General features: G+C 39.6%; 7 protein-coding genes. 6 read left to right on the plus strand and 1 reads right to left on the minus strand.

Annotation, left to right across the window (positions count from 1 at the left end; genetic code table 11):
• The 3 genes from E1176_RS09265 to E1176_RS09275 all read left to right on the plus strand — a co-directional run.
• Positions 1–180: DUF4199 domain-containing protein (locus E1176_RS09265; RefSeq protein ID WP_155210330.1), on the plus strand; the 180-nt coding region annotated here is incomplete at its 5' end.
• Position 181: 1 nt separating this feature from the next.
• A complete protein-coding gene (locus E1176_RS09270; RefSeq protein WP_155210331.1) occupies positions 182–1,150 on the plus strand; it encodes a glycosyltransferase family 2 protein in 969 nt (322 codons plus the stop codon).
• The gene (locus E1176_RS09275) at positions 1,150–2,115 is read left to right on the plus strand and encodes a glycosyltransferase family 2 protein (protein WP_155210332.1); all 966 of its coding nucleotides are present in this window, start codon (positions 1,150–1,152) and stop codon (positions 2,113–2,115) included. Before E1176_RS09270 ends, E1176_RS09275 begins: the two co-directional genes overlap by 1 nt.
• Here the strand turns inward: E1176_RS09275 and E1176_RS09280 are convergent.
• Positions 2,112–2,882 carry a class I SAM-dependent methyltransferase gene (locus E1176_RS09280; RefSeq protein WP_155210333.1) on the minus strand — a complete coding sequence of 257 codons (771 nt, stop codon included), beginning with the start codon at positions 2,880–2,882 and terminating at the stop codon, positions 2,112–2,114. The two genes, E1176_RS09275 and E1176_RS09280, sit on opposite strands and share 4 nt — an antisense overlap.
• A 292-nt stretch (positions 2,883–3,174) precedes the next feature.
• On the opposite strand from E1176_RS09280, the gene E1176_RS09285 reads away from it, so the two are divergent.
• The 3 genes from E1176_RS09285 to E1176_RS09295 are packed head-to-tail and all read left to right on the plus strand — an operon-like array spanning position 3,175 to position 7,362.
• Positions 3,175–4,533 carry an efflux RND transporter periplasmic adaptor subunit gene (locus E1176_RS09285; RefSeq protein ID WP_155210334.1) on the plus strand — a complete coding sequence of 453 codons (1,359 nt, stop codon included), beginning with the start codon at positions 3,175–3,177 and terminating at the stop codon, positions 4,531–4,533.
• A gap of 2 nt (positions 4,534–4,535) precedes the next feature.
• Positions 4,536–5,900 carry an ABC transporter permease gene (locus E1176_RS09290; protein WP_155210335.1) on the plus strand — a complete coding sequence of 455 codons (1,365 nt, stop codon included), beginning with the start codon at positions 4,536–4,538 and terminating at the stop codon, positions 5,898–5,900.
• On the plus strand, positions 5,893–7,362 hold the full coding sequence (locus tag E1176_RS09295; protein ID WP_155210336.1) for a TolC family protein: 1,470 nt from the start codon (positions 5,893–5,895) through the stop codon (positions 7,360–7,362). The genes E1176_RS09290 and E1176_RS09295 overlap by 8 nt, the downstream gene beginning before the upstream one ends.
• The last annotated feature ends 14 nt before the right edge of the window (positions 7,363–7,376 follow it).

The raw sequence follows: 7,376 nt of genomic DNA on the forward strand, positions 1-7,376 counted from the left end.
ATGCAGGAAAGTGGAATGAGCGATGATCAGATTGATCAGGCTATGTCAATGACTGAAACTTTTACCAGCCCTGAGCTCATGGCAGTATTTGGTATTTTGGGAGGCTTATTTTTTGGATTTATCATATCTTTGATCATTAGTGCATTCACTAAAAATAGTAACCCTGAATTAGAAGTATAATATGCTTTATGCTGTAGATATTTCGGTGGTGATTCCGCTTTATAATGAAGAAGAATCGCTGCCAGAACTTTGTGATTGGATAAGCCGTGTGATGCAAACGCACGGCTTTACTTATGAAGTGCTTTTGGTAGATGATGGAAGTATAGACAATAGTTGGGAAGTGGTACAGCAGATTGCCTTGGTCAACCCGTCTGTTAAAGGCATTAAATTCAATCGTAATTTTGGAAAATCTGCTGCACTAAATACAGGATTTAAGGCTGCCGAAGGCAAAGTTGTGATCTCCATGGATGCCGACCTGCAGGACAGTCCGGATGAAATACCGGAACTATACCGTATGATTGCCGAAGAAGGTTATGATATGGTCTCCGGCTGGAAGAAAAAGCGCCACGATCCGATAAGTAAGACCATACCCTCAAAATTCTTCAATTACATTACCAGAAAAATTTCCGGTATCAAACTTCATGATTTTAATTGTGGGCTGAAGGCATACAATGCTAAAGTCGTTAAGCATATTCAGGTGTATGGTGAGATGCACCGTTACATACCTGTAATTGCCAAATGGAATGGCTTTACGAAGATCGGAGAGAAATCTGTAGTACATAGAGAGCGAAAATACGGTAATACTAAATTTGGTCTGGAGCGTTTTATCAATGGCTTTTTAGACTTGCTTTCCATCACCTTTGTGTCAAAGTTTAAAAGGAAGCCTATGCACTTCTTTGGTACGCTCGGTACCATTTCATTTGCATCAGGGTTTTTTATAACCTGCTATGTAATCGGCATGAAACTGTACCAGATTTATGCTAAAATACCTGCTCGGGATGTAGTAGACCAACCACTGTTTTTCCTGGCATTGGTGGCGCTCATAGTTGGGGTCCAACTTTTCTTAACAGGTTTCCTGGCCGAGATGATAGCCATGAAGTCTAACTCAAAAAACGAATACCTGGTCGTAGATAAGATTGGCGTAGAGTAATGAGACTTTTCTCCATTGTTATACCAGTCTACAACAGGCCGGACGAAGTAGACGAACTCCTTCATAGTCTTACGAAGCAAAGTTATACTCATTTTGAGGTATTAATTATTGAAGACGGCTCTACTAAAAAATGCGACCACATTGTAGAGAAATACGGTAAACTGCTAAATATTTCTTATTACTACAAGCCCAACACTGGTCAGGGATTTAGCAGAAATTTTGGTTTTGAGAGAGCAAAAGGAGACTATTATGTTGTGTTTGACTCAGACTGCCTGATACCGAAAAGCTACTTTGAGATTGTAAATGAGTACCTCAACAAACATCAATTAGATGCTTTTGGAGGACCGGATAAAGCGCACGATAGTTTCACACCCATTCAGAAAGCCATAAGCTATTCCATGACTTCTGTATTCACAACAGGTGGTATAAGAGGAGGTAAAAAGCGCATGGGAGCTTTTCATCCTCGAAGCTTTAATATGGGCATATCAGCCGAGGTTTTTGAGAAAACCAAGGGATATAAAATCACTCGAATGGGTGAGGATATTGAGTTTAGCATCAGAATAATAGAAGGCGGGTTTAAAACCGGATTGATTGAAGAGGCTTATGTATACCATAAGAGAAGAACAAGCCTTAGTCAGTTTTACAATCAATTACACTTCTTTGGTCGCGCCAGAATAAATATAAGCAGATTCTATCCGGAAGAGATCAAGCTGGTACATCTGTTTCCGGCAGTATTTACGGCAGGTTTTCTCGCCCTGTGGTTAGTGCCTTTGGTAAGTTTCTCCTTATTTTATGTAGGATTAGGTCTGTTAGCTGTCTATTACTTTTTAATCTTTGTAGACTCACTTTCCAAAAACAAAAGCCTGGCAGTAGCAATACTCAGCATAGCTACTTCATTTACTCAGCTTTTTGCTTACGGTATAGGCTTTTTCACCGAAGGGTGGAGGAAAATAACTCAAGGCTAGTTCTTCTTACAGAAATAGATTATTTCATTTTTCGGTAATGCATATCGTTCTACTAAATCAGATGGTATGGTATGAATGAAATCATCTTCTATCACTTCAAAACCTGCTGAACGTATCCTGTCAGGGTAATCTTTACCATAAAGTCTTACATGGTCATCTTGTCCGAAGGCCTTTTCCCGAGCTTCAGGAGATTTTATCGAAGCATCTTCAAAAGTCTCCTCTGGGATAGGACTAAAAAATGGTACCTGCATAATAGCCCAGCCACCAGGTTTAAGCACTCTGTAGATTTCTGTCATTGCTTGTACGTCACTATCTACGTGTTCCATCACATGATTGCACATGGCAGCATCAAAGGTATTCTCCTCAAACGGAATATTATGAACATCCATTTTCACTTTTGCCAAAGGTGATTCCAGGTCGGCTGTGATATAACCTTCTCCGTGTTTCTCTTCAAATTTTTTCATAAAGCACTGCTCGGGTGCTATATGCAGAAAATGTAAGGGCTCCTTAAAAAAGTTGGTTTTCTCCTTCAAATACAACCACAGCAAGCGGTGTCTCTCAAGAGAAAGAGAATCAGGGCAAAGGGCATTTTCTCGTGGATTTATTCTGCCATAGGGCAGAAATTTACGATAGCTCTTATTGATGATCGGGCAGGTATATTTATTTCCTCTCAAAAAAAGACCAACCACCTTGAGTGACGGCTCACTTACGAGCTGGAGGTACTTTCGAGGTATTTTTCTTATTATAAAACTGATGAGTCGTTTCATGGCCGCCAAAGTTAAAGAACCCCGTACAAACTTTCTTTAGCTTACCCTTATTAAAGCTAAAATTAAGACCTATTCACCAATTGTTCTTTTATTAAAAAAATCAAAAAATAGCGCATTGATAAGATATATTCTATTCGTAATAATAAAAAAAGATAATAATGTATTGGTATAGTAATTTTATAGTCCAAATTGCGTTAGTTTATTTTATACACGGATGGTGGAGTTGATGTATGGAGAAATATTCATAGACTAATTAATTAGTTTTGAATTACATAAGGCAAATAATATCTCAATGAATAAGAAAGTAGTAATAGCAATTGGAGTAGTGGCGGTAGTTGTCATAGGCTTCTTTATTGTAAAAGGCAACAAAGCTGCTGATGGGAATGAAATTACGGTAAAGGCTGAAAAAGGTCTTTTTGAAGTAAGAATAAACACAACAGGAGAGTTGGAAGCTAAAAGTTCGGTGAAAATAATGGGGCCAAGTGGTCTACGAAACTTCCGAATCTATAATGTGAATATTCAAAGCATTGCCGAAGAAGGAAAAAATGTGAAAAAGGGTGATTGGATAGCTACTTTAGACCCATCAGAATTAACAAATAAGATCAGTGATGCACAAACAGAGCTTGATCAGAAACAGTCACAGTATACCCAAACCAAATTAGATACGACACTGCAAATGCGTCAGGCCAGAGATGAATTGATCAACCTGGAATATGCCGTTGAGGAGAGAAAAATTGTCTTAGAGCAATCTAAATTCGAGCCACCTGCCACCATAAAACAGGCTGAAATTGACCTGGAAAAGGCAAAAAGAGCCTATACACAAGCTAAAGAAAACTATAAAATTAAACACGAGCAGAACAAGGCCAAAATGATGGAAGTATCTGCAGCGCTAGGCAAAGCCAGAAGGGAATTTGATGCAATGATGGAGCTAAGGAGCTCATTTAATATAAAAGCTCCCGAAAGTGGTATGTTAATCTATCGCAAAGGCTGGGATGGCAGGCCAATGAAAGAAGGCTCTCAGATCAGTGCGTGGGACCCTGTGGTAGCCACTCTTCCGGACCTATCGGTTATGCTTTCTAAAACTTATGTCAACGAAGTAGATGTACGTAAAATTAAAACCGGACAACCTGTAGAGATCGGGTTGGATGCCTTTCCGGAAAAGAAGTTGACAGGTAAGGTAATAAGCGTGGCCAACGTAGGTGAACAAAGGCCGAATTCTGACGCCAAGGTATTTCAGGTGGATGTACAGGTCGATGGGAGTGATCCATTACTAAAGCCTTCCATGACTACGAGTAATGCTATTATTGCCCAAACACTCGAAGATGTGGTACACATACCTCTTGAGTGTCTGCATAGTCAAAATGACTCTATTACTTATGTGTTTGTAAAAAATGGTATGAAAGTATCTAAACAGGAGGTGCTGGTTGGTGCTACCAATACAGATGAGGCGGTGATAGAAAGTGGCGTAGATGACGGGACCCAATTATACTTATCGATTCCTGATGGTATGAATGATGCAGAAGTAGCACTTTTGCCAGAGTTGGATGGAAAAAGAAATAAAGAAGAGGAAGTAGAACAGGTTGCTGCTGAAGAGAGTGACTTGTCAAAAAGAAAAAGAGGTGCTGGTGGTCGTATGAAGACTCAAAAGTAAATATGGATCAACGACTTTTAGCTAACTTATATATAGCGATTGAGGCCGTTGTTGCCAATCGCGTACGATCAATACTCACCGCGCTGGGTATTATTTTTGGAGTAGCCGCTGTAATCGCCATGCTCGCCATAGGCAACGGAGCACAAGAAGAAATTTTAGAGCAAATAAAACTTGTAGGAGTAAATAACATCGTGGTTTCTCCGGTAGTGGAGCAAACTGAAGAAGAAATAGAGGAGGGGTTTGAAGATGCCAGCGAGAAACAGAAGTTTTCTCCAGGCCTTACCATGAGAGATGTTGAGGCGATTAAAAAAGTTGTACCTGGTCTTGCCACTGTAAGCCCTGAAATAGTAATTGATACATACCTGATCAAAGGTGGGGTGAGGAGATCTGCCAAACTAGTAGGGGTAGAACCTAGCTATTTCAAAATAAGCAATTTTGAACTGGCCGAGGGTGTGATGTTTAACGAAGATCAACTCAAAAAAGGAGCGCCTGTTTGTATCATTGGTAAATCAATTAAGTCCAAGTTTTTTCCTACCGAGGACCCAATAGGTAAAACCATCAAATGTGGCCGCAATTGGCTTAAAGTGATTGGGGTACTCAAGGAGCGTGTGATTAGTAACAAGAGTATTTCCAACCTGGGCATTCGTGATTATAACATGGATGTTTATACGCCACTACAAACGGTATTGATTCGCTATGAAAACAGAGACCTGGTTACACAAGCGATGATTCGAAATGCCAACAGAGGGGGCGGAGGTATGATCATTATTATGGACGGAGACGGAAATGGAGAAGGGTCAAAAAAGAACGCGAATTATCACCAACTTGATCGTCTGGTAGTGCAGGTAGATGAAACAAAAATGCTTAACCCAACGGCAGATGTGCTTTCTCGTCTTCTTCAAAGACGACATTTTGAGGTTGTAGATTTTGAGATCGAAATCCCTGAACTTTTACTTAAACAGCAACAACGTACCAATGATATATTCAATTACGTGCTTGGTGCGATTGCCGGTATATCTCTATTAGTAGGAGGTATTGGTATAATGAATATCATGCTGGCCTCTGTGCTTGAAAGAATTAAAGAAATCGGACTTCGCTTATCCTTAGGAGCTAAGAAAAGTGATATCATCAATCAATTTTTATTCGAGGCAGTAATGATTAGCGTTTCAGGTGGCATAATTGGTATATTATTAGGTGTGTCACTGGCTTATCTCGTAGCAGAAGTAGCCGAAATACCAACAATAGTTTCATTTTCTTCAATCATATTATCATTTGGAGTAGCAGCCACCGTGGGATTAATCTTTGGTATAGCCCCCGCGCGTAAAGCCGCTCGACAAGACCCAATTTCATCTTTAAGGTATGAGTAATAAATTTTTCTTATCAGTTTGTTTTGTTATAGTGGCAACAACAATGACTGTAAATGCCCAAAAGGCTCAATTTTCTCTAGGCGAAATCATAGACAGGGCAGTGCAGCAGTCTCCAGCTGCCAAACAGGCGGAAACTCGAAAGGAGAATCGGTATTGGCAATACAGGTTTTATAAGTCCAACTATAACCCCCAATTGAGATTGAGTGGCTCAGCGCCCGGTTATGCCAAGGCATTTGATAGAGTGCAGCAACCTGATGGTACATTTGGTTTTGTGCCGGTAAATCAGCTTAACTCACAAGTAAATTTAGGTTTGGAACAACCTATTCCTTTCACAGGAGGTAATGTATCGATAAATTCGAATCTGTTTTATTTTGATGTGTTGGGAGATGATATCGAAAATCAAATTTATAGAGGGTCGCCAATCAATATAAGTCTAAGTCAACCGGTATTTGCATTTAATCAATTGCGTTGGGACAAAAGGACTGAGCCTTTAAGGTTTGAGGAGTCAAAAAGAGAATTTGTAGAAGAAAAGGAGGCCATCTCACGTCAGGCTGTAGATTTATTCTTTTCCTATCTCGTAGCTCAAATCAACCTACAGATAGCTGAATTTAATCTGGCTAACAATGACACTATTTACAAAATCGAAGAAGGACGATATAATATAGGTACTACTTCAAGAAACAACTTATTACAGGTTGAGCTTCAGCTATTACGATCAAAACAAGGGGTAGCGCAGGCTAAACTAGATTTGGAAACCTCTCAGTTGCAGCTAAGGTCTTTTATTGGTTTAAATGATGAAACTCCTTTTCAATTAAGACTTCCCGAAAGTATACCTCAATTTGAGATCAATTATGGTGAAGCTTTAGAATATGCAAAGAGTAATAGAGCTGATTTCCTGGCCTTTGAAAGACGAAGGATCGAAGCGGAACGTGAGGTAGCGAGAGCCAAAGGACAGAGATTTCAAACTAACATAACAGCGACTGTTGGTTGGAACGATAGTGGTGATGAGCTGAATGATGTCTATAATGATCCTTTAAATGAACAGCGAGCTAACATAAGCTTTAGCATTCCAATTATGGATTGGGGAAGAAACAAGGCAAGAATGCAAACTGCTCTGGCCAATGAGCGACTTTCTGACTATGTGATTGCTCAAGACGAGCTTAATTTTGAGCAGGAAATCTTAACACAGGTAAGACAGTTTGAAGTATTGAGAAGTCAATTGGAAATAACCAAAAAGTCTGATGAAGTAGCTCAGGAAAGGTATATGGTGTCACAAAACAGGTACCTTATTGGTAAAATAGATATAACTAACCTAAATATTGCCTTAACTGAGAAAGATGATGCAAAACGCAGCTACATCAACGCATTAAAATCATTCTGGACTGCCTATTACGATCTTAGACGACTTACACTTTATGATTTTGCTAACGAAAAATTACTCTATACACCAGAAGAAAAGTGATTGCAAGTGATTAG

The sequence above is a fragment of the Fulvivirga aurantia genome (assembly GCF_009711475.1).
Lineage (GTDB): Bacteria > Bacteroidota > Bacteroidia > Cytophagales > Cyclobacteriaceae > Fulvivirga > Fulvivirga aurantia.